The sequence below is a fragment of the Pseudescherichia vulneris NBRC 102420 genome (assembly GCF_000759795.1).
Taxonomy (GTDB): domain Bacteria; phylum Pseudomonadota; class Gammaproteobacteria; order Enterobacterales; family Enterobacteriaceae; genus Pseudescherichia; species Pseudescherichia vulneris.
Window position 1 is genome coordinate 540,457 of the sequence record NZ_BBMZ01000002.1, and the last position, 23,713, is coordinate 564,169.

A 23,713-nucleotide genomic window follows, 5' to 3' on the forward strand; every position below is an offset into this window, starting at 1 on the left:
GGTGTCCTTACTTCACATCCTGCGGGAAATGTTCTTTGATCACCTCCAGCAGCTTCGGGCCAAAATCAGCAGGTGAGAGCATGTTGCGTACGCCAACCACATACTTGTTGCCGGAGACGGAAATTTCACCGGCGATATGGGTGGAGGCAATGATGATGTCCGCGCCGTTGAGTTCACTTTTATATTCCCCAACTGCGCAGCTGTTCACCGTGTGATCGATATTTGACTGGGTTAAAAACTGATCCACCTTCATTTTCATGATCATGGAGCTGCCTTGCCCATTACCACATACAGCCAGAATACGTACGGTCATAACCAAAACTCCTTATAAAGCAGACTGTTCTGCCAGTTGTTTTTCTGCATCTTCTTCAGCACGCAGCGAGCGTCCTGCGAAGAACATATACGCCAGCGCGATAAGCAAAATGACGGCCATAAAGGCGATCCCGATTGAGAAGAAGCCCTGCATCATTGGCGGTGCCAGAATTGACCAGTCCGCCATGCCCATCCAGGCGCTCATACCGGTAAGCTTCACCGCCCACACGCAGCCGAAGATTTCAATCATCCCCATCACCAGGCAGATTTTTAGCGCCGCGCGCCAGCCGCCAAAGTGGTTAGCAAAGACGCCAATCGTGGCGTTAGAGAAGAACATTGGAATGAAGCCTGGGATGATCAGGATGGACGAGCCGCAGCCCACCAGGATGCCAACCGCGATCAACTGGCCGATAGTGCCCCACATAAAGCCCCACACCACCGCGTTCGGCGCGAAGCTATAGATTGCCGCACAGTCAATCGCCAGCACTGCGCCAGGGATCAGCCGCTGGGAGATGCCGTTAAATGCCTCAGAGAGCTCGGCGACAAACATGCGCACGCCCTGAGTGATGATGAAGATGGCAACCGCGAACGAGAAACCGGTTTGCAGGATATAGATAGTCCAGTGGGTTTTACCCGCCATCGCCTGAACCACGTCGATGCCGAAGGAGAGCAGGATCGCGCCAAAGAAAATCGTCATCACAATGGCCGTCGAGACGATGTTGTCATGGAAAATATTCAGCCAGCCCGGCAGCTTAAGATCCTCGACGCTCTCCTCTTTTTTGCCCAAATACGGGGCAACTTTGTAGGCAATCCAGGAGGCAAACTGCTGCTGATGACCGATGGAGAAACCACAGCCGTCGGTGACCTCCTGGGTCGGCTTATACATCATGTTCGAGGTGATCCCCCAGTAGAGAGAGACCAGCACGGCGGTAGAGATAATGGTGGTCCACATCGGATAGCCGAAGATATAGAACGAAACCGCGATCAGCCCCGCCTGCTGAAACATGATGTGGCCGGTAAGCATAATGGTGCGAATGCCGGTGATGCGCCGGAACAGGACGTAAATAATGTTTAGCGCCAGCGCCAGCAGCACCGCATAGCCCACCCAGCTGTAGGCATCGCCCATGCGGTCGATGGTGGCCATCATAGAGGCGTAGGTATCAGAGATAGCGCCATTGATACCGTAGACCTCTGACATTTTGGCTACGACCGGTTTAAAGGTGCTGGTAAGGATCCCGGATCCGGCCTGTAGCAGCATAAAACCGATGATCGTTTTGATCGTGCCCTTAATAATAACGCTCACGCTTTTACGCAGCAGGATATAACCCAGACAGGTGACAATACCCAGCAGCAGCGGGGCGTTGGTCATGACCTGGTTAAAGAACACGGTAAAGAGGGTGTAAAGGGTCTCCATAACGCTCTCCAGAGAGTGAATGCAGTGAATCTTGCGACCCACCACAGGATGTGCCCACTACTCTACCCATCAAAAATAATCACAAAAAGATTGAATGTGATTATTTGTGATGCATCGCGCAATTTATTTCCCTACATTACATACGGTAATAGATGTATGCAATTAATAGATATTAATATCAAACACTTAAATAAATAACAGTGCGTTTAAATCAAGGTGATGGCCATAACAGCATTCCCTAATGTATTTTTTAAGCCACATTTTCTCGTTGCATTGCTGATAAAACGGTGACAGCATAAATCAAAAGCAATCACAAAATGATTTATATTGACTATCCGTAAGGAGCAGCATGATGAGTAAAGTGGAGACCATTACCCGTGAATCCTGGATCCTGAGCACCTTTCCAGAGTGGGGAAGCTGGCTGAATGAAGAGATTGAACAGGAGCGCGTCGCTCCCGGCACCTTTGCTATGTGGTGGCTGGGCTGTACCGGGATCTGGCTCAAATCAGAGGGCAGCACCAACGTCTGCGTCGATCTCTGGTGCGGTACGGGTAAGCAGAGCCACGGCAATCCGCTGATGAAAAACGGCCATCAGATGCAGCGCATGGCGGGCGTGAAGAAGCTTCAGCCTAACCTGCGCACCACGCCGTTTGTGCTGGATCCTTTTGCTATCCGTGAGATCGACGCCGTGCTGGCCACCCACGATCACAACGATCATATTGACGTTAACGTCGCCGCCGCCGTGATGCAGAACTGCGCCAGCGACGTGCCCTTTATCGGACCGCAAACCTGCGTCGATCTGTGGGTCGGCTGGGGCGTGCCGCGGGAGCGTTGCATCGTGGTGAAGCCCGGTGACGTAGTGAAGGTGAAGGATATCGAGATCCACGCCCTGGATGCCTTCGACCGCACGGCGCTGATCACCCTGCCGGCGGATCAGAAAGCCGCAGGCGTGCTGCCTGACGGGATGGATCTGCGCGCCGTAAACTACCTATTCAAAACGCCCGGCGGCTCCCTGTACCACAGCGGGGACTCCCACTACTCCAACTACTATGCGAAGCACGGCAACGAGCATCAGATAGACGTCGCGCTAGGCTCCTACGGCGAGAACCCGCGCGGCATTACCGATAAGATGACCAGCGCCGATATCCTGCGCATGGCGGAGGCGCTGAACACTAAAGTGGTCATTCCGTTCCACCACGATATCTGGTCAAACTTCCAGGCCGATCCACAGGAGATCCGCGTCCTGTGGGAGATGAAAAAAGATCGCCTGAAGTATGGCTTTAAGCCGTTTATCTGGCAGCCGGGCGGCAAGTTCACCTGGCCGCTGGACAAGGACAATCTGGAATTCCACTTCCCACGTGGGTTTGATGACTGCTTTACCTGCGAGCCTGACCTGCCGTTTAAATCCTTCCTGTAAAACGCAGAACGTGCCGGCTAAGCCCGGCACTTTTTACCTGTAGGCTTAGTAATTCACGACTATTTCAAATAATATCGTAAAAAATCATGTTTAATCGGCATAGCTCATGACGGAAGCGCAACGACACCAAATTTTACTTGAACAGCTGGCGCAGACCGGGTTTGTGACCGTAGAGCAGGTCATTGACCGGCTTAGCGTCTCCCCCGCCACGGCGCGTCGCGACATTAATAAGCTTGATGAGAGCGGCAGGCTGAAAAAGGTCCGTAACGGCGCAGAGGCCATCGTTAACCAGCAGCGACCGCGCTGGTCGCCAATGAACATCCATCAGGCGCAGCATCTTGATGAGAAGATGCGTATCGCTAAAGCAGCCGCGCTGCTGGTGAACGCGGGCGAAAGCGTGGTGATCAACTGCGGCTCAACGGCCTTTTTGCTGGGCCGTGAAATGTGCGGCAGGCCGGTGCAGATCATCACTAACTATCTGCCGCTGGCTAACTACCTGATCGATCAGGAGCACGAGAGCGTGGTGATCATGGGCGGGCAGTACAACAAGAGCCAGTCCATCACCCTGAGCCCACAGGGCAGCGAAAACAGCCTCTATGCCGGGCACTGGATGTTTACCAGCGGCATCGGCCTGACCGCCGACGGCCTCTATAAAACCGACATGCTGACGGCAATGGCCGAGCAAAAGATGCTTAACGTGGTGGGCAAGCTGGTGGTGCTGGTAGACAGCAGCAAGGTTGGCGAGCGCGCCGGGATGCTCTTTAGCCGCGCTGACCAGATCGATATTGTGATCACCGGGAAGCAGGCCAGCCCGGAGATTGTTAAGCAGCTTGAGGCGCAGGGCGTTAAGGTGATGCGCGTCTAAAGATGCGCCTTAAAGAAGCCTACCGCCGCTTCCAGCGCCGCTGGGGTGATCCGATGGCGAACGCCCGCCTCCCAGCGGCAGGTCAGATGTCGATCCAGGCCTGCATCCTGTAGCGCCCTGTGTAAGCGGTGCGATTCAGCCGCCGGGACGACGTCATCGTCTTCGCCGTGCCACAGCAGCAGCGGGCGGGAAGCAAGCTGTGCCAGCCGATCCGCCACGTCCCACGCAGCCAGCGGGGCGATAATGTCGTGAAGCTCGGCAGCCGTCTCTGCCTGCGGCGGGAACAGCGTTCGGGCAAGCGAGGTAAAGTAGCCGGAGCCCATCAGGCTGGCGACGCACACCAGCTCCGGGTGCTGTGACATCAGGCCAAGCGCCGTCATGCCACCCATTGACGCCCCGCCCACTGCCAGACGCCCCTCGGCAATCCAGCCTTCATGCGCCAGCGCATCCCGCAGCGCCGGAAACTCATGAAAGTTGCTCTGCAGGATCTGCCAGAACTGCCCCAGCCGCGCCTGCTCGTCACCGTTAAAGCGTGCCCCGTGATCGCGCGCATCGGGCATCACAACCCGAAAACCCGCCTGCGCCAGCGCAACGGCAAAGTAGCTATAGACCAGCTTCGATGAACAAAAGCCGTGATAAAAGACCACGGTGGGCAGCGGTACGGCGCGTTTTCCGGCGGGAGCCGCGTGCAGGATCTCAATGCCTGCCAGCTGGCGCGTTTCAAGTTCAATCATGGCGATCTCCTGATAAAGCCCTTGGTATGCCACGTCCCCCTGCGCTACGCAAGCGGCTGCCGCTGCGCGTACAAGAAAACAGTGAGAAGTACATTACGCTTTCGCATTATTTACAGCGGAAAATAGCGTGAGAGCTAACAAAATGGGAACATTCTCCATAAGGTTATTAAAGGAAGCACTACACTATCGCTAACGGGACAGGGCTAACGGGAAACGAGAAAACGCTATGCATCGACTCACACCACTTTTTTTAGCACTGAGCCTCAGCGGCTGTAGCATGCTGCAAAATACGCCGCATCCTGCCCCGCCGGTGAGCGACCAGCCGCAGGAGATCAGCCGCAACCAGACGGCAGGTCTGCAAAAGATGGAAACCATTAGCGTGATGGTGCGTGGATCGCCGATGGACGTCGAGTCGGAAATCAAAGCCAAAGCAGCGGCCATGAAGGCGGACTACTATGTCATTCTTTTAGATGATGAAACGGTCGTCCCCGGCCAACGATACGGACAGGCCATTTTGTATCGTCAGTAATGGCGCATTGTTTTTTAAAGGATATTTACACTGCTTTGCGTCCGTAGACTTTTTCGCACTTACAATCATTCAGGGTCGGTCAGGAATAGGTAAAAGGAGCGGATTTATGAAACGATCTCTTGCTTTAACGTCGCTGCTGCTTTCCGTCGGTTTGGTGAGCACCACCGCGCAGTCTGCAGAGTTTGCCAGCGCCGATTGTGTGACTGGTCTGAATGAGATTGGCCTTATTTCCGTGAGCAACGTCTCCGGCAGCGTACAGGATGTAGAGCGTGCCATTGCCCTGAAAGCCGACGAACAGGGCGCCTCCTGGTACCGCATCATCAAAATGGATGAGGTACAGAGCGCCAATAGCTGGCAGGCGCAGGCGATCCTCTACGCCTAAGCCCGTTCGGCTTGATCACGTTCTGAACTAAGCCCCCTAAAAACAGTGGCTACTCATTTTGTTGCTTTTTAATTACCATATTGTGAGTGTGCCAATACATTTTAGTAACATTTTGTTACACAGATCCGCTAAATATTAGCGCGTAACTGCCGTTGAACGAGCCACACTTCTCGGGCAACGGACACTCTATGAACGCTCTTATTCGACGTGCTGGTTTAGGCACAAAGCTTTCGTTGCTGACGGGCATCAGCGTCGCGGCACTTTTTCTGCTGTTTACCTCTCTGATGAGCCACAAGGCAAGCCAGCAGCTTGAAGCGCTGGCGACTGAAGATCTGCATAACCAGGCTACCGGCGTGGCCGATATGGTTGAAATGTTTAGCAGCAGCCTCAGTGACGAAGTCGAGCGCTATACCCGTCAGTTCAGCACCTTTATTCCCCAGCCGGTCTCTCTCGATGCAACGCAAACCCGCACCATCAACGGCCTCACCGTTCCCCTGCTGAAGGGCGGCGAGACGGAGCTGCACGAAAATAACGCCATACCGGACGACTTCTTCCAGCGCACCGGCTCGATTGCGACCCTGTTCGTGCGCAACGGCGACAGCTTTGTGCGCGTCGCAACCTCCCTGCGTAAAGAAGACGGCGAACGCGCTATCGGCACTCAGCTGGACAGCGCCAGCCCGGCCCTGGCTCCCGTCCTGCGCGGTGATATCTATCGCGGCCTCGCCCTGCTGTTTGGCAAGCGCTACATCACCCAGTATCAACCGATGAAGGACGCCAGCGGTAAAACCATTGCCATCCTGTTCGTTGGCGTAGATATCACCCGCTCCTGGGACATCATGCGGGACAAGATCCTCCAGCGCCGACTGGGCGAGAGCGGGCATTTCTTCGTTCTGAACCGCAGCGCCGGTAAAAACTACGGCACCTGGCTGTTCCACGCCAGCGAAGAGGGACAGCGTCCGCAGTGGGGCGAGGATGCTGAACAACAGCTGTTGACCCTGGCCTCCGGCACGCTGGAGCGTAAAACTCAGGATGGCCGCACCCTGCTGGTCTCCTGGACCGCCCTGCCGGGCTGGAACTGGACGATCGTCGGCGAAGTCGATAAGGCCGTGCTGCTGCAGGATGTGACCCGTCTGCGCAACCAGTTTCTGATTGCCGGCGTGCTGGTCTCCCTGCTCTTTGCCGCGCTGTTTGTGATCATTACTCGCCGCTGGCTGACCCGCCCGCTGCGCGAGGTCACGGCCCTTGCCCAGACCTACGCCTCCGGGGATCTGCGCGCCTCCCTCACCTCTACGCGCCAGGATGAAGTAGGTCAGTTGATCCATGCTATCAATGGCATCGGCAACGGTCTGCAGAACATGGTGCATCAGGTTCGCGAGGCGGCAGGCGATATTCACTTCGCCACCAACGCCCTGGCGGCGGACAGCAGCGAAATCAGCGATCAGATCAACAAGCAGGCGAGCAGCGTGGAGGAGACCTCTGCCAGCATGGAGCAGCTTGCCGCCACCGTGCAGCAAAACGCGGCCAGCATGGAGCAGACGCAACATCTGGTAAACGAAACCTCACAGGCGGTGCAGAGCGGCGGGCAGACGGTAGGCCGGGCGGTAGCGACCATGAGCGATATCCGCAGCGCCTCACAGCGTATTGCGGATATCACTCAGGTGATTGAATCCATTGCCTTCCAGACTAACATTCTCGCCCTTAACGCTGCGGTTGAGGCCGCCCGCGCCGGTGAGCATGGGAAAGGCTTTGCGGTGGTGGCCCAGGAGGTTCGCGCCCTTGCGGCCCGCAGCGCCAACGCCGTAAAAGAGATTGAGACGTTGATTGCCGATACGCTGCAAAAGGTCACCGAAGGACACACGCTCTCTGAGCAGACGCGTCAGGCCATGACATCGATCATCGACCACATGGACAATATAAACCAGCTGGTGACGGAGATTAACCACGCCTCCCGCGAGCAGTCGGCAGGGATTAACCAGGTGAACCTGGCGATGACCCACATTGGCGATGCGACGCACGTCAACGCTGAACGCGTTTCCCGCAGCGAAGAGACAGCCCAGACCCTACGCGAAAAAGGCGCGCACCTGAAGCAGCTGGTTAGCCTGTTCCGCCTCTAACCTACCCCACCCGTGGCGCGCAGCAGCAGATCGTTTTGCACCTGAGCGCTAAGCAGCGCGCCGCCACGGGTATCCAGCATAGCTTGACACCACGCCTGGGCAACAGGCGGTGAGGCGTAACGCAGCATCTGCGCCCCGGCGGCCAGCAGGTAGAGCTGCTGGGTAATCTCCCGGGCCTGCGCCTCCTGCGGTCGATGCAGCCGCTGCTGCAGCCGTCGCCAGGCACGATCGAAGTGGCGATCCTGACCTTTCACCTCACCAAAGGTGTCACTCAGGAGCTCCATCACGCCGGGCTGCTTGCCGAGCACCCGCATCACGTCCAGACACATGATATTGCCCGATCCCTCCCAGATACTGTTAACCGGCATCTCCCGATAGAGGCGCGGCAGCTCGTTATCCTCACAGTAACCCGTGCCGCCGAGTACCTCCATCGCCTCGGCGACAAAGGGGATCCCCGCCTTGCACACCGCGTACTTCGCCACTGGCGTAAACAGGCGCGCCCACAGCGTCTCCTGCACGCTCTCCCGGCTCTCCCACGCTCGCGCCAGGCGGAAAAGAAACGCCGTCTGCCCCTCTAGCTGCAGCGCCATACGAGAGAGCACGTCACGCATCAGAGGCTGATCGACCAGGTGCTTACCAAACGCCTGCCGCTGATGGGCATGGTAGAGCGCAACGGAGAAGGCCCGGCGCATCAGGCCGTGGCTGCCCAGGGCGCAGTCGAGACGCGTCAGGCCGCCCATCCTGAGGATCTGCCGGACGCCATCCCCCTCCTCGCCCAGCAGCCAAGCGGTGGCGTCTAAAAACTCTACCTCGCTGCTGGCGTTGGAGCGGTTGCCGAGTTTATCTTTCAGGCGCTCAAGGCGCAGGGCGTTGCGCGTACCGTCGGGCAGAAAGCGCGGTACAAAGAAGCAGGAGAGTCCGCCTTTTGCCTGAGCCAGTACCAGATGGGCATCGCTCTGCGGTACGGAGAAAAACCACTTGTGACCCACCAGCCGATAGGCCTCACCGCTGCCTTTGCGTTCCAGCGGCTCTGCCCGGGTGGTGTTGCTGAGCACGTCCGAGCCGCCCTGCTTCTCCGTCATTCCCATGCCGATCAGCACCCCGCGCTTCTGCCCGCCGGGGGCCAGATGGGCGTCATAGCGATCGCTCAGCAACGGTTTGTGCCAGCCCTGAAACATCGCGGGCAGCGCCTGCTGGAGCAGCGGCGTGGCGGCAAAGGTCATGGTGACCGGGCAGAGGGTGCCCGCTTCCACCTGGGCGTGGAGGACAAAGCGCGCCGCGCGGGCGACAAACGCCCCGGCGCGGGCCTCCTCTTCCCAGGCGAGGTTGTGAACGCGGTTGGCGCACAGCCCCTGCATCAGCAGATGCCACGCGGGATGAAAGCGCACGTCGTCGAGGCGCTCACCGGTGGGATCGTAGCGCAGCAGCTCCGGCGGATTGGCGTTCGCCAGCCGGCCCAGCTCCAGCGACTCCGCTGTGCCGAGCTGCTGCCCGATGCTGGCCAGCAGCTCGGCATCCCAGCCAGCGCCCTCACGGGCTACGGCGTCGCGTAGCGAGGCATCAGAAAGAAAAAGGTTGCTGTTGTTGAGCGGAATGGGTTGATTGAAAACGGTGTGGGTTTGCCAGCGCATACTCTCTCCCCTGTTCAATGGCGTTGCCATTCAGTATGCACAGGGAGAATTTTTCGGCCGCAGCAGGGGTCACAAAAAACCACCCCGCAGGGTGGTTAGGTCAACGGTGAAGCTTAGCCGCGCTGGCGAACCGCTTCAAACAGGCAGATGCCCGTCGCGACGGAGACGTTCAGGGAGGAGACGCTGCCCGCCATCGGGATGCTGATCAGCTCGTCGCAGTGCTCGCGGGTCAGGCGACGCATGCCTTCGCCCTCTGCGCCCATCACCAGCGCCATCGGGCCGGTCATTTTGCTCTGGAACAGGGTGTGATCCGCTTCGCCCGCGGTGCCGACGATCCAGATGTTCTCTTCCTGCAGCAGACGCATGGTGCGCGCCAGGTTGGTCACGCGGATCAGCGGCACGTTCTCTGCTGCGCCGCTAGCCACTTTTTTCGCGGTAGCGTTAAGCTGGGCCGAGCGATCTTTCGGGACGATCACCGCATGGACGCCAGCGGCGTCGGCGCTGCGCAGGCAGGCCCCGAGGTTATGCGGATCGGTTACGCCGTCAAGGATCAGGAAAAAGGGCCGATCGAGGCTGGCGATCAGATCCGGCAGATCGTTCTCCTGATACTGACGTCCCGGTTTCACCCGTGCAATGATCCCCTGGTGCACCGCGCCTTCGCTTTTTTCATCCATAAACTGGCGGCTCGCCACCTGGATAGTCACACCCTGGGCTTCCAGGGCATGGATCAGCGACATCAGACGTTTATCTTCACGTCCTTTCAGAATATAAACGTCCTGAAAGCGCTCCGGGGCGCGTTCCAGCAGTGCCTGCACCGCGTGGATGCCATAAATCATTTCACTCATGAAGGGTACTCGATCGAGGTTAAAAGGGTCTTTCCGCCCCATTATAACCCACGACGCCCCCCAACGTCCCTTCCCGTTACGCCCTGACCTTCACCAGCGCATGCTTTTCCGACGGATGGGCGGGCAGAATGGCGTCCAGCAGATAGCGCGTGTACTCGTGCTGCGGACGGGCGAAGAGATCCAGACACGGCCCCTCCTCCACGATGCGTCCCTGATACATCACCCCCACCCGATCGGCAATATGGCGCACAACGTTAAGATCGTGGGAGATAAACAGGTAGGCCAGGCCATACTCCCGTTGCAGATCCATCAGCAGGTTGAGGATTTGCGACTGGATAGAGACGTCCAGGGCCGATACCGGCTCGTCGCAGATAATCAGCTTTGGCCGCAGGATCAGCGCCCGGGCAATGCCGATGCGCTGGCGCTGGCCGCCGGAAAACTCGTGGGGATAGCGCCCGGCGTCGTGCGCCCCTAGCCCTACCTGCGTCAGCATAGCGGCAACCGCCTTTTTGCGCAGCGCTGCATCCTTTTCGCCGTGAATAATCAGCGGCTCCTCAATGGAGTAACCCACCGTGCGTTTAGGATCCAGCGTCGAGAGCGGATCCTGAAAAATCATCTGGATCGATCGCCGCATCTCCCGCCACTGGCGGGGGTTAAGATCGCGCAGCGAATGCCCGGCAAACTCTACCCGCCCGCCGGAGGCCGGGGTCAAGCCCAGAATCGAGCGGCCGGTGGTGCTCTTACCGCTGCCGGACTCACCCACCAGGGCGTAGGTCTCTCCGGCGTTGAGGGTAAAGCTCACGTCCTGCACCGCGTGGACGGTATGCCCGCGGCGGGAAAAGGTTTTCGACAGATGCTCTACGGTTAACAGGGGCTGGCTCATACATTGACTCCCGTCTCTTCGGCCCGCCAGCAGCGCACCTGGTGCGTGCGGCTGTCGATAGCGCGCAGCGCGGGCGGCTGGCTGCGGCAGGTTTCCGTCGCCAGCGGGCAGCGATCGGCAAAGGTGCAGCCCACCGGCAGGGCGTTAAGGGGCGGCACGCTGCCGCGGATCTCTGCCAGCCGGGTTTTCGGGGCGCGATCCTGCGATGGCCGCGCGGCCAGCAGCGCCTGGGTATAGGGGTGACGCGGGCGATGGAACAGCGTGCTGACGTCGCACTCCTCCACCACCTGCCCGGCGTAGAGCACCACCACCCGCTGGCACAGCTGCGCCACCACGCTGAGATCGTGGGTGATAATCACGATCCCCATCGCCGACTGCTGCTTGATCTCCTCCAGCACGCGCAGAATTTGCGCCTGGATCGTGGCATCGAGGGCGGTGGTCGGCTCATCGGCAATCAGCAGCGAGGGGGCGCTGGCGATAGCAATGGCGATCATCACCCGCTGACGCATGCCGCCGGAGAGCTCGTGAGGATAGGCATTCGCGCAGCGCGCCGGATCGGCGATCCCCACCTGTGCCAGCAGGCTAAGGATCTTCTCCCGCCGTGCGGAACGATCCAGCGACGTATGCAGCTTCAGGCTCTCGTCGATCTGAAAACCAATGGTAAAGACCGGGTTCAGGCTAGAGAGCGGATCCTGAAAGATCATCGCCATATCGCGCCCGCAGCGCTGGCGCTTCGCTCTTGTGGAGAGCGTATCCAGCCGCGCGCCGTTGAGGGTCACCTCGCCGACGGTGTGGCTGGTGCGCGGAGAGAGCAGGCCCATCAGCGCCTGAGCAGTTACGCTTTTACCGCAGCCGGACTCGCCGATAATGCCCAGCGTCTCCTGCTGATGAAGCGTAAAGGAGACCCCGCGCACCGGGGAGACGACGCCCTGCGGCGTGGCAAAGTTGACCCGCAGATTATTCACGCTAAGCAGTGGCGGTGGATTAACCATGCTGTTCTCCCTTTTTCAGCAGGCGCAGCACGCGCCTGGGCAGCGGCCTGAGGCCCGGTTCGGCGCTGTCGCGTAGATCGTCACCGACAATATTCAGGGCCAGAATCAGCAGCACGATGGCGATGCCGGGGAAGAAGGTCATCCACCAGGCCGTGAAGATCACCGCTTTGCCCTCCAGCAGCAGGTTGCCGAGGCTCGGCGTCGGGGCAGGCACGCCGGATCCGAGAAAGCTCAGCGCCGCCTCGGTCAGGATGGCCACCGAAAAGACCCACGTTACCTGCACAATCAGCGGGGAGATGACGTTGGGCAGCAGATGCAGCCAGACGATCCGTCCTGAGGTCGCCCCCTGGGCGCGCAGCGCTTCGATAAAGTTTTTCTCTTTCACCACCATCGCCGCGCCGCGGATCACCCGGGCAATAGAGGGGACGTAGACCAGCGACAGGGCCAGCACCACGTTCGCTACGTTGGGGCCGAGCACGCCGACGATGGCAATCGCCAGCAGCAGCGACGGAAAGGCAAACAGCCCGTCGCAGACGCGCATCAGGATGCGATCCAGCGACCGATACCAGGCGCACAGCAGGCCAATGACCATGCCAACCGCCCCGGCAATCAGCGCCACCGCCGCACCGACGCTCAGCGAGACCCGCACCGCCAGCGCCACGCGCACGAAGAGATCCCGACCAAAGTTATCCGTACCGAACCAGTGGACGGTGCTGGGCGCTTTCAGGCGGCTCAGCGGATCGATGCTGTAGGCATCCCACGGGCTAAACAGGCTGCCGCAGAACGAGAGCAGCACAATGGCGGCCAGCACGCCGCACCACAGCAGCAGCTTGTGATCCTTCATGAGCGCTCCCCTCCCTCAACGGACAGGCGCGGATCGACCACGTAGCTCAGCACGTCCACCGCCAGGTTAATCAGCACGTAGCAGACGGTGATCAGCAGCACGACGCCCTGGATCACGGTGAAGTCACGCCGCTCGATGGAGTCGACGATCAGCGAGCCAACGCCGGGAATACCAAACACGCTCTCAATGACGATGGTCCCGGTGACCAGCGAGGCGAAGGACTCCCCACAGATGGTCAGGACCGGGATCAGGGCGTTCTTCAGGGTATGGCGCAGCAGCACCGTGCGCTCCGGCACCCCTTTCGCCCGGGCGGTGTTGATGAAGTTCTCCTGCAACACGTCGAGCATCACGGCGCGGGTCATGCGGGAGATCAGCGCCGCGATGCGAAACCCCAGCGCGATGGCGGGCAACGTCAGATACCAGACGTTTTGCAGCCAGTCGTCATTGGTGGAGCGGTAACCCACGACCGGGAACCAGCGCAGCTGCACGGCGAAAAAGAAGATCAGAAACAGGCCGAGCAGAAAGCCCGGCACCGACATGCCAAAGGTCGCGAGGGCGCGGATCGCCCGATCGGCAAAGCGCCCGTGCTGCCAGGCGCTGATGACTCCGCTCGCCAGCCCAAGCACCAGCGCAATCGCCTGAGCATAGAGCGCCAGGGCCAGCGTCGGAGCCAGATGCTGCAAAAACAGCTCGCTGACGCTGGCGTTAAGAAACAGCGAGTGGCCCAGATCGCCAGAGAGCACCGCGCCGAACCAGCGAACAAACTGCACCAGCAGCGGCCTGTCGAGTCCCATCTGCTGGCGCAGAGTAGCGATATCCTGCGGGCTGGCGTCGTTGCCGAGGATCACCATAACCGGATCGCCCGGCGCGAGATGCACCAGGCAGAAGACCACCAGCGAGACGACGAACAGCACCGGCAGCAGCGCCATGATCCGGTGAAACAGAAACCACTTCATAGGCTGTCACTCCCCTCAGGGCTGGCTGACGGTCACGTTCCACAGCACCGGACCAATCAGGTCGTGGTACCCCTTCACGTTTTTCTTGATGGCAACCGGCTCCGGTGTGGCGTGGCCCAGCACAATCACCGGCAGATACTGCCAGCTGAGCACGTTGAGCTTATCCACCAGCGGCCTGGCCTCTTTCAGCGATGGAGCCTGCTTGATCGCATCCAGCACGCCGTCAATCTCCGGGCTGTTACTCAGCCCCGGGAACTTGGCCCGCGAGTCGAGGAACGGATACTGGTGCAGCACCTGGCGCATCGAGAACTCCAGCGCGCAGAGATCGAAGTTTTTCGGATCCTGGCGGCGCTGCAGCACGGTGGGCCAGTCGTAGACGTCGAGGCGCGACTTAACGCCGATCTGCTTCAGCACCTGCTGGGCGACAATCGCCAGGTTATAGAGCTCGGCATACTCTTTGGTGGCGATGATCACCACCTCTTCGCCGTTATAGCCGGACGCCTTCACCAGCTGGCGGGCCTCATCGAGCTTATGCTGGTTCCAGAACGGCTTGCCCGCCTCGCTGTACCAGTCGACCTGATTAGGGAAGCCCAGAGAGGGATCCTCTTTGAAGAAGCGCGGATCGCTGTAGCCTGCCAGCAGCGTCTGGTGAACGTCGAGGGCAAGGTTAAACGCCTGGCGCAGCTTGACGTTGGCAAAGGGCCCCTGCTGCTTGTTGAAGAGGTAGGTGATGAGCGACCCACCGCTCTCCGGCTGGGCCAGAGTGAGATCCGGCGCGCTGGTCAGCGCATCGATATTGTCTTTCGGCAGGTTGAAGACGATGTCGTACTCGCCGGTCATCGCCCCCGCCAGCCGGGTTGACTCATCGGTAATGTAGCGGAACCAGATATCCTTCACGTTGGCCTGCTTCTGGCCGGAGAGGCCGCTGGCTGGCTCGCTGCGGGCGGCGTAGCCGTCGTAGCGGGTCAGGTGCAGGTACTCGCCCTGCTTAAACTCCGCCAGCTTATACGGCCCAGTGCCAATCAGCTCGCTTACCGGTTTTTTGCTGCTGTTCGCTGCGTCAATCAGGCGTTTAGGCATGATGGCCGCGATGTTCTTTACGTCGGCCAGCACGTTGAGCGTAATCAGCGACGGCTCGGGAAGCGTCAGGCGCACGGTCTTATCATCAACCTTGCTGAAGACCGCGCCGGGGAGGTTAGCTTTCCCCTGAGTGGAAACCGCCAGCCAGCGACTCATCGAGGCGACCACGTCATCCGCCGTCAGCGGCTGCCCGTCGTGGAAGCGCACACCGTCCCGCAGCACAAAGGTGTAAGTTTTGCGATCGTCGCTCAGGGTATAGGACGCCACCAGATCCGGCACCGGCTCAAACTTATCGTTGATGGTAAACAGCTCTTCAAAGATGTGGCGATCCACATCTGAGGTGGCGTTGTTAGTGGTTAAGTAAGGATCCAGCGTACCGGGCCGGTTGCCATAGGCGATATTCAGCGTGGCGTTGCGGTTCACGGTTTCAGCCAGCGCGCTTCCCCAAGGTAAAGAGGCCGCCAGCAACAGTGCGGCGGCAGAGAACACGTTTTTCATTCAGCAGCGGCTCCGGTCAGGGTTCTGTCGGCGTGTGGGCTAGTTTTGCGCCCGGCAAATTCGTCTTTCGCCTCCTGCAACAGCGCTGGCTCGGTCAGCAGGCGCAGACCCGCGTTAGCCAGCACCACCGCGCCGGTCACCAGCGCGTCGTAGCCTTGCTCGGAGTTAGCGGCTTCGCGGAAGGCGACGGTGTGGCCAATCAGATCGTCCGGACCAATCTTGATCGACGGATGCGCAGTCGGCACGGCGTGGCTGATATCCCCCACGTCGGTGGAGCCTTTGCCCTCTTTCTGACGCAGATCGACCTGTTCACCCACGGCGGTAAACTCCTCAAGGAAGAGGTTGTTCAGCGTCTGGTTGATATTGAAGTCACGCGGGCCAACCTGGTGCTCAATTTTTACCGTGGTGCCGGTGGCGATGGCGACGCCCTCGGCAATGGCGCGGATGCGCGGCTCCAGAGCTTCCACCGCCTCACGGGTTTCCGCCCGAATGTAGTAGTGCGCAGAGGCATACTCTGGGATCACGTTCGGGGCCTGGCCGCCGTTGGTGATGATGCCGTGCACGCGGACGCCGTCCGGCAGCTGCTGACGCAGCACGCTGATACCGTTATAGAGCAGCACCAGCGCGTCGAGGGCGTTGTCGCCTTTATGCGGTGAGCTGCCCGCATGCGAAGGCTTGCCATAGAAGTGGAAATAGAGATGGTTGTTCGCTAAGAATGGCCCGGTCAGCTGGGTTTTGCCGCCGGGGTGCACCATCATCGCCACGTCCACGTCCTTTAGGAAACCGTGCTCAACGAAGCGCGCCTTGACGTTGCCGTTTGGCCCGCCCTTGCCGCGCAGGCCGCCCTCTTCGGCAGGGGTGCCGAGCACCACCACCCTGCCGCCGGTCTGGGCCAGGGTCTCACTCAGGGCGATCGCCGCCGCGATGCTGGTCACGCCAATGATGTTATGCCCGCAGGCGTGGCCGATGTCGATCAGGGCATCGTACTCTGCCAGATAGGCGATGGTCGGCCCCGGTTTGCCGCTCTCTTTCACCGCATAGAATGCCGTTTCGTGTCCGGCCACGTTCGAGGTTACCTCGAAGCCGTTTTTCGCCAGCAGCGCCGTCAGCAGGCCGTTGGCGTAGTACTCGTTATTCCCGGTCTCCGGATGGGCATGAATATCTTTCGAGATCGCAATATATTCGTCGCGGTGTTGGTGAATACTCTGTTCCAGCCGGGCTTTTAATTCGCTAATGCTCATTGCTTCCACCTTATGTTGATGACAGTCGATTCATTCCCGACACCGGGAACCACGGATCCACTAAAAATGGCGCTTTGCCTCCTGGCGGACGCGGTGCAGAACGTGCTGCTTGATCTCGCTATACAGCGGGTGCGCCGCCAGGTTTTCGATATCGCGCTCGCGGCCAAACGGCAGGGTCAGCTCTTCGACGATTTTTCCCGGCTTGGCCGACATGATCAGAATGCGGTCGGCGAGGAACAGCGCCTCCTCCACGTCGTGGGTGACGAAGAGCAGCGTGGTCTCAGTTGCCAGCCAGGCGTTGCGCAGCAGCTCCTGCATCATTAGGCGCGTCTGGGCGTCAAGCGCACCAAACGGCTCATCGAGCAGCAGCACCTCTGGGCCAGGCAGCCAGGCGCGAGCCAGCGCCACGCGCTGCTTCATACCGCCGGAGAGCTGCCAGGGGGCGTGGTTCTCGAAGCCCCTCAGCCCAACGCGCGTTAGCCACTCTCGCGCCTGGGCGTTAACCTTGTCGCGGTTATGCTTGCCCAGGCGTGGGCCAAAGGTGACGTTGTCCAGCACCGACAGCCACGGAAACAGGTTCGGCTGCTGGAAGATCATTCCCCGCGATGGGCCGGGCTGGCGCACCGGCTCTCCGCCGCACAGCACGCGCCCGCTGTCGGGCTGGTTAAAGCCCGCCACCAGGTTGAGGATGGTGGATTTACCGCAGCCCGACGGCCCCAGCAGCACCACAAACTCACCCTTCTGTAGGGAGAGGGAGATATCCTCAAGCACGGTAAAAGGGTGCGGTTTCGCCGCAAATTGGAGAGATACGTTCTCCAGCGCAATCTGTACAGCCATTATTCTTTCCCCGCCCACGGCACAAACAGGCGTTGCAGGCCCAAAAGAAGAAGATCCAGCAGATAGCCAATTCCGCCGAGCAGCAGAATGCCCAGCATCACAATGTCGGTACGCAGGTAGGAGCTGGCGTTGATCACCATCCAGCCGAGGCCCGAGCTGGCAGCCACCATCTCCGCCGCGATAAGCGAGGTCCAGCCGATGCCAATGGAGAGCCTGACGGTAGTGAACAGATCGGGCAGCGCGTCCGGCAGCACCACCCGCAGAAAGATCTGCCCCCTGGTGGCGCCCAGCGTCTGGGCGACGCGAATGCGTGACCGGCCGATGCGCTCAACCGCTGCGCTGGCCCCCACCACCACGCTCAGGAAGGTGGCGATGAAGATCAGAAAGAACTTCGACGCTTCGCCGATGCCCAGCCACACCACCGCCAGCGGGATCAGAGCAATCTTCGGCAGCGGGCGCAGAAACTGAACGAAGGGGTTCAGCACTGCCGACAGGCCGTTGGAGAGGCCCATCAGCAGCCCGAGCGGGATACCCACCACAATCGCCACGGTAAAGGCGCTTAGCGCCCTCGCCAGGCTTACCATGACGTGCTCCCAGAGCGGCACCTGACGGTAGCCGTCCGCCAGCAGCTCTTCCGTGGTTAACCCGATATCGGTTAACGACGGCAGCAGAAGCGGATCCACCCACTGCCGAGTAGCCGCCACCTGCCAAATCACAAAAAAGATCGCCACCGATGCAACGCTGATGGCGATGTGCTGACTCAATCTCATTGCGTAGCTACCGCCGCTTTACGAATATATTCGGAGTTGATGGCCTGATCCCAGCTGGCGGGAATATCACGCTTGCGGATCTCACCGATGCCGGCGAGGAAGCTGGAGGTTTTGCTCAGCGCCTTGCCGATACCGCTGTCGGTAGTCTGAGTGCCGTTGCCCAACCAGGCGGCGGTGCCCTGCTCGGCCAGGGTCGGATACTCCAGGCCGCCGAGGGTGTTAGCCGCGGTCGTTACCGGGGCACCGACCTCTTTTGCCACAATGGCTGCAGCCCGCTCAGGATCCTTCTTGAACTCGTCGACCTTCTCCTGATGCACGCGCAGGAAGGCGCTAACGGTTTCCGGATACTGCTCGGCGAAGGCCTTACGCACCACGTAGTTGTTGTAGATCAGGTAGCCATCTTTCTGCAGATCTTTGGTGGCGAAGACTTGATGGCCGCCGGACGACTCCAGCTCCTGGGCAAAGGGGGCCCAGACGTAGCCTGCGTCAATATCGCCCCGCTTCCACGCGGCGACCATCTCGGCCGGACGCAGCGGCAGCAGGGTAATTTTGCTGCGGTCGAGCTTATTGACGCTGATCGCCGCCTCCAGCGCGTACTGTGCGGTGGAGTTAGGCGGGTAAGCCACGCGTTTGCCTTCGATATCCTTAATGTTATTAATGCCGTCTTTGCCAATTAGGCGCTCGTAGCTAGCAATCACCCCGGAGACGCCAATAATCTCTACCGGTAATTTACGCACGACGCCAGCGGTGGCCGGGCTGGATCCAAAATTAGCAATATCGATGGCGTTGCTGGCGAAATAGCTCAGCGCATCCGCACCGGAGGCAAATTGCACCCATTTCACTTTGCTGTTTAACGCTTTATCCAGCGAGCCGTCGGCTTTCGCCAGCATTAATACCTGTGAACCGCCGCTGTAGGCGACACGCACTTCTTCCGGTGAGGCGCCCCAGGTCATATTTGTCCACAAGCTACCCGCTGCCAGTAATAAGCAGAGACTTTTTTTCATTTTATTTATCCTGTTAGAGAGTGAAGAGATTAACGATATTTCTGCCAGAGGGCCGAACATCGCTCCGCCAGCGCCTGGGCAGGATCGATGGCGTGGGCAAGAAAGGGGGAGTCAATGGCGTCGAGCGCCACTGGGACTTCGGTGCAGGCAAGAATGAGCGTTTCCGCGCCCCGCTCAACCAGCGCCTGGGCCTGAAGAGAGAGCAGCTCGCCGCCCTCGCGCAGCGCACCGCGCTTTACCGCGTAGCAGCCGGGAACAAACCAGCTCTCCAGCTCCTGCTCAGTAGGCAGAACCGGGGTAACGTTAAGGCGTTCCAGCCCCTGTTGAAACCAACCCGCCGCCAGCGTGCCGTGAGTCGCGATGACCCCGACGCGCGTCGGCGCACGCTCGGCAACACGCTCAAGGGTCGCCTCAACGATATGCAGGATCGGCGCGTCGCTGGCGCGGCTCAGGGCGTCATACCAGTGATGGGCCGTATTGCAGGGAATGGCAATATGGCTTGCCCCGGCGGCGTTGAGCTTTTCGATGCCGTTCAGTAGCTGAGGCAGCGGCGACGGGCCAAGCCCGGCCAGCGCCTTCTGCCGATCGGCAATCTGGGGAACGTTCCAGGCGACGACCGGGATCTGCTGCTGATCGCGGGTCGCAGGCGTGGCGGCCAGCAGCTTCGCCATAAAATCCACTGTCGCCAGCGGCCCCATGCCGCCGAGAACGCCTAACAAAAACGGTTTCATCCTTCCAGCACCTGCCGATAACCAAACAGCCCGGCAGAGCCGCCGGTGTGGATGAATACTACGTTCTCATCTTTGCGGAAATGGCCCTTGCGGATCAGATCCACCAGCCCGGCAAAGCCTTTGCCAGAGTAGACCGGATCCAGCAGAATACCCTCGTGACGCGCCAGCAGGCGCAGCGCCTCTAGCATGCCTTCGGTCGGCAGCCCGTAGCCTTCGCCAACGTAGTCGCTGTTAGCCACGACGGCATTGCGCGGCAGCTCGCCTGGCACATTCAGCAGCTCAAGCGTGCGGGAGGCCAGATTCCAGACGTTCTCCTCCTGCTTCACCTTTGGCGCACGCACGCTAATGCCGAGCACCGGAACGTGGCTATGGGTGGCGTGGAACCCTGCTACCAGTCCGGCCTGGGTGCCGGTACTGCCGGTGGCGTGGACCACATGGTCAATACGCAGGCGCAACTGGGAAGATTGATAGAGAAGCTCTTCGGCGCAGGCAACGTAGCCCAGCGCCCCGATGGGGTTAGAGCCGCCGCCGGGGATCACGTAGGGGCGATGGCCTTTATCGCGCAGTTCGCTGGCATAGCTCTCCATGGCCTGCTGCATGTCGGTGCCACCCGGCAGATGGGCGACGATCTCACCGCCGAGCAGCTCATCCAGCAGCACGTTGCCGGAGCGCTGATAATCCTCACCGAAGTCGGTGACCCGCTTCTCCAGCAGCACTTTCGCTGGCAGACCCAGCTTCGCCGCGCCAGCGATGGTCTGGCGTACATGGTTAGACTGGGTAGCACCCTGGGTAATAATCACGTCAGCGTTCTGCTGCTGTGCATCCGCCAGCAAAAACTCAAGCTTACGGGTCTTATTTCCGCCGGTCGCAAGGCCTGTTGCATCGTCGCGTTTAATCCATATTTTCGGCCCGCCCAGCAGTGCGGAGATAGTCTCTAAAGGCTCAAGCGGCGTCGGAAAATGGCCCAGGGAGAGGCGGGGGAAACGTGCCAGATGCATAATAGCTCCTTGCGAATTAACGCATCAGATATTTAACAATTATGCAGCTACTATACACAGGCGGGCTTTTAGGCTAAGGACAAATAAAAAATATCGATTGCCAGAAATTAGCTAACGGCAGAAATAAAAAATCCCCTTTACGCATAAAGGGGATTAATAAGGTTACTCAGCGGTTTTCTTTTTTGCCGCGCGCTTTGCTTTGGTGGCGGCGGCAATTTTTTGCGTTTTCGCAGAGGGCGCTTTTGCCGACGGCGCTTTCTCTTTCTTCACCTTCGGCTGTGCGCCGTCGGTCGCTTTTCCTTTACCTTTGCCCTTCTCGCGGCGGAACTCGCTGTCCGGCTCAAAGTTACCTTTTTTACCGACCTGGCGACGACGGCCGCTGGGTTTTCCCGGCGCGCCTTTTTTAGCACGCTCACGTTCGGTCTTGCCGACGTTGCGCGGAGCACGCTCGCTGGAGATCAGCGCAAAGTCGATCTTGCGATCGTCCATGTTTACCGCTTCGACGCGCACTTCAACGCGATCGCCCAGCCGGTAGGTCTGGCCGCTGGATTCGCCAATCAGGCGCTGACCAACCTGGTCGAAACGGTAGTAGTCGTTATCCAGCGAGGAGACGTGAACCAGACCGTCGATAAACAGCTCGTTAAGGCGCACGAAGAAGCCGAAGCCGGTGACGCTGGCGATCACGCCCTGGAAGTTGCTGCCCACGTGATCCTGCATGAAGTCGCACTTCAGCCAGTCGGCAACGTCGCGAGTTGCTTCGTCGGCACGGCGTTCGGCCATCGAGCAGTGCTGACCCAGCTGTAATACCGCTTCCATCGGATAGTGCCAGCCGCCCGACGGGGTGCTGTTACCCTCAAGCCCCTGCTCTTTGGCGACCAGGTACTTAATGGCGCGGTGCAGAGAGAGGTCCGGGTAGCGGCGGATCGGCGAGGTAAAGTGGGCATACGATTGCAGCGCAAGACCAAAGTGGCCCCGGTTTTCCGGATCGTAAATCGCCTGCTTCATGGAGCGCAGCAGCATGGTCTGCAGCATCTCATGGTCAGGACGATCGGCGATGGACTCCAGCAGCGCGGCATAGTCTCGCGGCTCCGGCTTGTTACCGCCAGGCAGCTCCAGACCCAGTTCGGCCAATACCGAGCGGAACGAGGTGATGGCTTCGGTGGTCGGACGGTCGTGAATACGGAACAGCGCTGGCTCATTCGCCTTCTCAACAAAGCGGGCTGCAGAGATGTTGGCGAGGATCATGCACTCTTCAATCAGCTTGTGAGCGTCGTTACGCTCGGTCAGCTCAATACGCTCGATACGGCGCTCGGCGTTGAAGATAAACTTCGCCTCTTCGCTCTCAAACGAGATACCGCCGCGCTCTTCCCGCGCCTGGCTCAACGTTTTGTAGAGGGTATGCAGCTCTTCAATGTGTTTCACCAGCGGCGCGTACTGCTCACGCAGCTCCTGGTCTCCCTCCAGCATATGCCATACCTTGTTATAGGTCAGACGTGCATGGGAGCTCATCACCGCTTCGTAGAATTTGTAGCCGGTCAGACGTCCCTTGGTGGAGATGGTCATCTCACAAACCATACAGAGACGGTCAACCTGCGGGTTGAGGGAGCAGAGGCCGTTGGAGAGCACTTCCGGCAGCATCGGTACAACCTGCGACGGGAAGTAGACCGAGGTACCCCGGCTGCGTGCTTCGTCATCCAGGGCGGTGCCCGGACGAACGTAGTAGCTTACGTCGGCAATGGCTACCCACAGACGCCAGCCGCCGCCGCGTTTTTTCTCGCAGTAGACTGCATCGTCAAAGTCACGGGCGTCTTCACCGTCGATAGTGACCAGCGGCAGGTTACGCAGATCGACCCGCCCGGCTTTCGCTGACTCCGGGACTTCTTCTTTCAGGCCGCTGACTTCCTGCTCAACGGCAGGTGGCCAGATGTAGGGGATCTCATGGGTACGCAGGGCCATATCAACCGCCATGCTGGTGCCCATGTTATCGCCAAGGACCTCAACAATTTTACCAATAGCTTTGGTGCGTCGCGTCGGGCGCTGGGTGAGTTCAACCACCACCACGAAGCCCATCCGCGCGCCCATAATCTCTTCCGGCGGGATAAGGATGTCGAAGCTCATGCGGCTGTCGTCCGGCACCACAAAGCCTACGCCCGCGTCGGTAAAGTAGCGACCCACGATCTGGCCGGTTTTCGGGACCAGCACGCGTACGATACGCGCTTCACGACGGCCTTTACGATCTGCACCAAGCGGCTGAGCCAGCACCTGGTCGCCGTGAATGCAGGTTTTCATCTGCTCGCTGGAGAGATAAAGATCGTCTTTGCGGCCTTCGACGCGCAGGAAGCCGTAGCCGTCGCGGTGGCCAATAACTATCCCCTTGAGCAGGTCAAGGCGTTCCGGCAGGGCGTAACACTGGCGGCGGGTAAAGACCAGCTGCCCGTCACGCTCCATAGCGCGCAGGCGGCGGCGCAGCCCTTCTAGCTGCTCTTCGCCTTCAATATTGAGTTCCTGCGCCAGCTCTTCACGGTTAGCGGGTTTTTCGCGTTTTGATAAGTGATCGAGAATGAACTCGCGGCTAGGAATAGGGTTCGCGTACTTCTCAGCTTCGCGCTCCTGGAAAGGATCATGTGACATAGCGG

At 59.7% G+C, this 23,713-nt stretch carries 22 protein-coding genes; 5 read left to right on the top strand and 17 right to left on the bottom strand.

The window, feature by feature from the left end; translation table 11 throughout:
- Nucleotides 1–7: 7 nt before the first annotated feature.
- On the bottom strand, nucleotides 8–313 hold the full coding sequence (ulaB, locus tag EV102420_RS02675; protein ID WP_003856022.1) for a PTS ascorbate transporter subunit IIB: 306 nt from the start codon (nucleotides 311–313) through the stop codon (nucleotides 8–10).
- A 12-nt stretch (nucleotides 314–325) separates the two neighbouring features.
- Nucleotides 326–1,726, bottom strand: a complete 1,401-nt coding sequence (ulaA, locus tag EV102420_RS02680) for a PTS ascorbate transporter subunit IIC (RefSeq protein WP_042388498.1) — start codon at nucleotides 1,724–1,726, stop codon at nucleotides 326–328.
- Between the two features lie 352 nt (nucleotides 1,727–2,078).
- On the opposite strand from ulaA, the gene ulaG reads away from it, so the two are divergent.
- Together ulaG and ulaR are read left to right on the top strand one after the other, a co-directional pair.
- On the top strand, nucleotides 2,079–3,143 hold the full coding sequence (ulaG, locus tag EV102420_RS02685) for an L-ascorbate 6-phosphate lactonase (RefSeq protein ID WP_042388502.1): 1,065 nt from the start codon (nucleotides 2,079–2,081) through the stop codon (nucleotides 3,141–3,143).
- A 106-nt stretch (nucleotides 3,144–3,249) separates the two neighbouring features.
- Entirely contained in the window at nucleotides 3,250–4,008 is a 759-nt protein-coding gene (gene ulaR, locus EV102420_RS02690) for an HTH-type transcriptional regulator UlaR (protein ID WP_042388505.1), read from the top strand.
- Here ulaR and yjfP read toward each other — a convergent pair.
- Nucleotides 4,005–4,742 (bottom strand): esterase, encoded by a 738-nt coding sequence (gene yjfP, locus EV102420_RS02695; protein ID WP_042388508.1) that lies wholly within the window; start codon nucleotides 4,740–4,742, stop codon nucleotides 4,005–4,007. The genes ulaR and yjfP overlap by 4 nt on opposite strands.
- Nucleotides 4,743–4,968: 226 nt before the next feature.
- Between yjfP and bsmA the strand changes: the two genes are divergently transcribed.
- The 3 genes from bsmA (at nucleotide 4,969) to EV102420_RS02710 (ending at nucleotide 7,767) form a co-directional block, all read left to right on the top strand.
- Nucleotides 4,969–5,271, top strand: coding sequence for a biofilm peroxide resistance protein BsmA (gene bsmA, locus EV102420_RS02700; RefSeq protein ID WP_042388510.1), 303 nt, complete (start codon nucleotides 4,969–4,971; stop codon nucleotides 5,269–5,271).
- A gap of 106 nt (nucleotides 5,272–5,377) precedes the next feature.
- Nucleotides 5,378–5,653 (top strand): DUF1471 family protease activator YjfN, encoded by a 276-nt coding sequence (yjfN, locus tag EV102420_RS02705; RefSeq protein ID WP_042388511.1) that lies wholly within the window; start codon nucleotides 5,378–5,380, stop codon nucleotides 5,651–5,653.
- A gap of 188 nt (nucleotides 5,654–5,841) precedes the next feature.
- Nucleotides 5,842–7,767, top strand: a complete 1,926-nt coding sequence (locus EV102420_RS02710) for a methyl-accepting chemotaxis protein (RefSeq protein ID WP_042388512.1) — start codon at nucleotides 5,842–5,844, stop codon at nucleotides 7,765–7,767.
- On the opposite strand, the gene EV102420_RS02715 is transcribed toward EV102420_RS02710, so the two are convergent.
- The 14 genes from EV102420_RS02715 to rnr all read right to left on the bottom strand — a co-directional run bounded on the left by EV102420_RS02715 (nucleotide 7,764) and on the right by rnr (nucleotide 23,708).
- The gene (locus EV102420_RS02715; RefSeq protein ID WP_042388513.1) at nucleotides 7,764–9,398 is read right to left on the bottom strand and encodes an isovaleryl-CoA dehydrogenase; all 1,635 of its coding nucleotides are present in this window, start codon (nucleotides 9,396–9,398) and stop codon (nucleotides 7,764–7,766) included. The genes EV102420_RS02710 and EV102420_RS02715 overlap by 4 nt on opposite strands.
- A 113-nt stretch (nucleotides 9,399–9,511) precedes the next feature.
- Nucleotides 9,512–10,234 (bottom strand): 23S rRNA (guanosine(2251)-2'-O)-methyltransferase RlmB, encoded by a 723-nt coding sequence (gene rlmB, locus EV102420_RS02720; RefSeq protein ID WP_172462275.1) that lies wholly within the window; start codon nucleotides 10,232–10,234, stop codon nucleotides 9,512–9,514.
- Between the two features lie 85 nt (nucleotides 10,235–10,319).
- The gene (locus tag EV102420_RS02725; protein ID WP_052512312.1) at nucleotides 10,320–11,126 is read right to left on the bottom strand and encodes an ABC transporter ATP-binding protein; all 807 of its coding nucleotides are present in this window, start codon (nucleotides 11,124–11,126) and stop codon (nucleotides 10,320–10,322) included.
- Complete coding sequence (locus tag EV102420_RS02730) at nucleotides 11,123–12,118, bottom strand: ABC transporter ATP-binding protein (RefSeq protein WP_042388517.1); 996 nt, start codon at nucleotides 12,116–12,118, stop codon at nucleotides 11,123–11,125. Before EV102420_RS02730 ends, EV102420_RS02725 begins: the two co-directional genes overlap by 4 nt.
- The gene (locus EV102420_RS02735) at nucleotides 12,111–12,962 is read right to left on the bottom strand and encodes an ABC transporter permease (RefSeq protein WP_042388519.1); all 852 of its coding nucleotides are present in this window, start codon (nucleotides 12,960–12,962) and stop codon (nucleotides 12,111–12,113) included. The genes EV102420_RS02730 and EV102420_RS02735 overlap by 8 nt, the downstream gene beginning before the upstream one ends.
- Nucleotides 12,959–13,918 carry an ABC transporter permease gene (locus EV102420_RS02740; RefSeq protein ID WP_042388522.1) on the bottom strand — a complete coding sequence of 320 codons (960 nt, stop codon included), beginning with the start codon at nucleotides 13,916–13,918 and terminating at the stop codon, nucleotides 12,959–12,961. The genes EV102420_RS02735 and EV102420_RS02740 overlap by 4 nt, the downstream gene beginning before the upstream one ends.
- Nucleotides 13,919–13,933: 15 nt before the next feature.
- A complete protein-coding gene (locus EV102420_RS02745) occupies nucleotides 13,934–15,496 on the bottom strand; it encodes an ABC transporter substrate-binding protein (RefSeq protein ID WP_042388523.1) in 1,563 nt (520 codons plus the stop codon).
- Complete coding sequence (locus EV102420_RS02750; RefSeq protein ID WP_042388524.1) at nucleotides 15,493–16,737, bottom strand: M20 family metallopeptidase; 1,245 nt, start codon at nucleotides 16,735–16,737, stop codon at nucleotides 15,493–15,495. Before EV102420_RS02750 ends, EV102420_RS02745 begins: the two co-directional genes overlap by 4 nt.
- A 60-nt stretch (nucleotides 16,738–16,797) precedes the next feature.
- Nucleotides 16,798–17,574, bottom strand: a complete 777-nt coding sequence (locus EV102420_RS02755; RefSeq protein WP_042388528.1) for an ABC transporter ATP-binding protein — start codon at nucleotides 17,572–17,574, stop codon at nucleotides 16,798–16,800.
- Nucleotides 17,574–18,344, bottom strand: coding sequence for an ABC transporter permease (locus EV102420_RS02760; protein ID WP_042388529.1), 771 nt, complete (start codon nucleotides 18,342–18,344; stop codon nucleotides 17,574–17,576). The genes EV102420_RS02755 and EV102420_RS02760 overlap by 1 nt, the downstream gene beginning before the upstream one ends.
- The gene (locus EV102420_RS02765; protein WP_106403889.1) at nucleotides 18,341–19,348 is read right to left on the bottom strand and encodes a taurine ABC transporter substrate-binding protein; all 1,008 of its coding nucleotides are present in this window, start codon (nucleotides 19,346–19,348) and stop codon (nucleotides 18,341–18,343) included. Before EV102420_RS02765 ends, EV102420_RS02760 begins: the two co-directional genes overlap by 4 nt.
- A gap of 29 nt (nucleotides 19,349–19,377) precedes the next feature.
- Complete coding sequence (gene cuyB, locus EV102420_RS02770; RefSeq protein ID WP_042388531.1) at nucleotides 19,378–20,079, bottom strand: cysteate racemase; 702 nt, start codon at nucleotides 20,077–20,079, stop codon at nucleotides 19,378–19,380.
- Nucleotides 20,076–21,077, bottom strand: a complete 1,002-nt coding sequence (gene cuyA, locus EV102420_RS02775; RefSeq protein ID WP_042388532.1) for a D-cysteate sulfo-lyase — start codon at nucleotides 21,075–21,077, stop codon at nucleotides 20,076–20,078. The genes cuyB and cuyA overlap by 4 nt, the downstream gene beginning before the upstream one ends.
- Before the next feature lie 162 nt (nucleotides 21,078–21,239).
- The gene (rnr, locus tag EV102420_RS02780; protein WP_042388533.1) at nucleotides 21,240–23,708 is read right to left on the bottom strand and encodes a ribonuclease R; all 2,469 of its coding nucleotides are present in this window, start codon (nucleotides 23,706–23,708) and stop codon (nucleotides 21,240–21,242) included.
- Nucleotides 23,709–23,713: the final 5 nt, after the last annotated feature.

Excerpts from the sequence above, each read along its gene's own strand:
- ulaB (WP_003856022.1), bottom strand. The coding sequence starts at position 313 with ATGACCGTACGTATTCTGGCTGTATGTGGTAATGGGCAAGGCAGCTCC.
- ulaA (WP_042388498.1), bottom strand. The coding sequence starts at position 1,726 with ATGGAGACCCTTTACACCCTCTTTACCGTGTTCTTTAACCAGGTCATG.
- ulaG (WP_042388502.1), top strand. The coding sequence starts at position 2,079 with ATGAGTAAAGTGGAGACCATTACCCGTGAATCCTGGATCCTGAGCACC.
- ulaR (WP_042388505.1), top strand. The coding sequence starts at position 3,250 with ATGACGGAAGCGCAACGACACCAAATTTTACTTGAACAGCTGGCGCAG.
- yjfP (WP_042388508.1), bottom strand. The coding sequence starts at position 4,742 with ATGATTGAACTTGAAACGCGCCAGCTGGCAGGCATTGAGATCCTGCAC.
- bsmA (WP_042388510.1), top strand. The coding sequence starts at position 4,969 with ATGCATCGACTCACACCACTTTTTTTAGCACTGAGCCTCAGCGGCTGT.
- yjfN (WP_042388511.1), top strand. The coding sequence starts at position 5,378 with ATGAAACGATCTCTTGCTTTAACGTCGCTGCTGCTTTCCGTCGGTTTG.
- EV102420_RS02710 (WP_042388512.1), top strand. The coding sequence starts at position 5,842 with ATGAACGCTCTTATTCGACGTGCTGGTTTAGGCACAAAGCTTTCGTTG.
- EV102420_RS02715 (WP_042388513.1), bottom strand. The coding sequence starts at position 9,398 with ATGCGCTGGCAAACCCACACCGTTTTCAATCAACCCATTCCGCTCAAC.
- rlmB (WP_172462275.1), bottom strand. The coding sequence starts at position 10,234 with ATGATTTATGGCATCCACGCGGTGCAGGCACTGCTGGAACGCGCCCCG.
- EV102420_RS02725 (WP_052512312.1), bottom strand. The coding sequence starts at position 11,126 with ATGAGCCAGCCCCTGTTAACCGTAGAGCATCTGTCGAAAACCTTTTCC.
- EV102420_RS02730 (WP_042388517.1), bottom strand. The coding sequence starts at position 12,118 with ATGGTTAATCCACCGCCACTGCTTAGCGTGAATAATCTGCGGGTCAAC.
- EV102420_RS02735 (WP_042388519.1), bottom strand. The coding sequence starts at position 12,962 with ATGAAGGATCACAAGCTGCTGCTGTGGTGCGGCGTGCTGGCCGCCATT.
- EV102420_RS02740 (WP_042388522.1), bottom strand. The coding sequence starts at position 13,918 with ATGAAGTGGTTTCTGTTTCACCGGATCATGGCGCTGCTGCCGGTGCTG.
- EV102420_RS02745 (WP_042388523.1), bottom strand. The coding sequence starts at position 15,496 with ATGAAAAACGTGTTCTCTGCCGCCGCACTGTTGCTGGCGGCCTCTTTA.
- EV102420_RS02750 (WP_042388524.1), bottom strand. The coding sequence starts at position 16,737 with ATGAGCATTAGCGAATTAAAAGCCCGGCTGGAACAGAGTATTCACCAA.
- EV102420_RS02755 (WP_042388528.1), bottom strand. The coding sequence starts at position 17,574 with ATGGCTGTACAGATTGCGCTGGAGAACGTATCTCTCCAATTTGCGGCG.
- EV102420_RS02760 (WP_042388529.1), bottom strand. The coding sequence starts at position 18,344 with ATGAGATTGAGTCAGCACATCGCCATCAGCGTTGCATCGGTGGCGATC.
- EV102420_RS02765 (WP_106403889.1), bottom strand. The coding sequence starts at position 19,348 with ATGAAAAAAAGTCTCTGCTTATTACTGGCAGCGGGTAGCTTGTGGACA.
- cuyB (WP_042388531.1), bottom strand. The coding sequence starts at position 20,079 with ATGAAACCGTTTTTGTTAGGCGTTCTCGGCGGCATGGGGCCGCTGGCG.
- cuyA (WP_042388532.1), bottom strand. The coding sequence starts at position 21,077 with ATGCATCTGGCACGTTTCCCCCGCCTCTCCCTGGGCCATTTTCCGACG.
- rnr (WP_042388533.1), bottom strand. The coding sequence starts at position 23,708 with ATGTCACATGATCCTTTCCAGGAGCGCGAAGCTGAGAAGTACGCGAAC.